2 protein-coding genes are annotated in these 1,283 nt (G+C 59.8%); both read right to left on the bottom strand.

What is annotated here, in order from left to right:
• Window positions 1-279, bottom strand: a 279-nt coding sequence (locus U1769_RS25075; RefSeq protein ID WP_332720881.1) for a nuclear transport factor 2 family protein, incomplete at its 3' end; no start/stop codon positions are given.
• Window position 280: 1 nt separating this feature from the next.
• The coding region (locus tag U1769_RS25080; protein WP_332720882.1) for an AraC family transcriptional regulator at window positions 281-1,283 on the bottom strand (1,003 nt) is incomplete at its 5' end.

Raw genomic sequence — 1,283 nt, forward strand, 5'->3', positions numbered from 1 at the left:
GTCGGGATGGTCTTCAAATGCCTCAAATGTCGTTCCCATCTCGCAGGCAACATGTCCGTCGGCGATTATCAGGAAATCAACCTCGAGACGTTCGCGCACGTAGCTGGAGAGCTTTTCGTAGGAAGCGACGATCGCGTCCGGACCGCTGAGGATACGGCGGTTGCCCTGGCGATCCGGAGGAAGTTCCAGTTCGACATCGCTGGCCCAATAGCTGCGGAGTCCGTCAAAGTTGCGCGCGTTGAAGCAAGCGACATAGGACATGAAGTGATCGCGATCCATGTTAGCGACTCCGCTCGGCGCGAGCGAGCACCAGTTCGGGTCGCGAAGCCGAGGTTCCGGCCGGATCGATCGGAATCAGCGGACGCAGGCGATACTGCCGTGCCGAAACGCCGTAGCGCTCCTTGAACATCTTCGAGAAATGCGCCGAATTGTTGAAGCCCCATGAAAAGGCGATCTGCGTGATGGATTGGTGCTCATTGGCCGGATCGGCGAGATCGGCAGCGCAACGCTGCAACCGTGTGTCCCAGATACAGGCGCTGAGCGTCTGCCCGCCGCCACGAAACACCTTGTGGAGATAACGCTTCGTACATCCCAGATGATCAGCGATCCGATCGAGCGATAGCTTCGGGTCGCGCAGGTGGCGTGTCACAAAGCTTTTGATGCGCTCGCGCATCGTGTCCTGCATCGACGCAACCGCGCGCGAGGCATCATGTTCGTTGATGGCGAGCTGAATGAGCGCCGCTGCCGTATCGATCATGTCCGTTTGATCTGAGGTCGAAAGCGAGGCCCAATCGCGATCGAGCACCTCGAGAAACCCGCCGGCGACCCGACCGACACCCGGCTCCACGCCGAATGGAACGAGTTCCGATCCCGGCGTGAGAGATCGGCTGCGAAAGAAGAAGTCGGCCGGGAAGATGAGCAACAGCTGGACCGAATCCGGAGACAGCTCGATCAGGATTTCTCGCGAAAAATCGTGAATCATCCACTGTGACGGCGCGATCCGCGTAGTGCCCATACGGGTGGTGACGCGGCAGCCACCCTTGATCTGGACGACGACCTTCATGCAATCGATAACCCGGTCAACCTTGGGCACAGAGAAGCTCAGCGAGTTGACCTCGCTGGCCACAAAACGGCGCAGTTCGATGCCCTGCACCGGCTTGTACGGTCGGGTGAGGCAGAAGCGCCCCTTTTCCGGATCCGCATAAGCGATGCGGTCCAGCCAGGCGCGTACACGCTGCAACGCCTCGCTGGAAACGACCTCGTTGATCATCGGCATATCCCCG

The organism is Parasphingomonas zepuensis, assembly GCF_036663735.1.
GTDB lineage: Bacteria > Pseudomonadota > Alphaproteobacteria > Sphingomonadales > Sphingomonadaceae > Sphingomonas.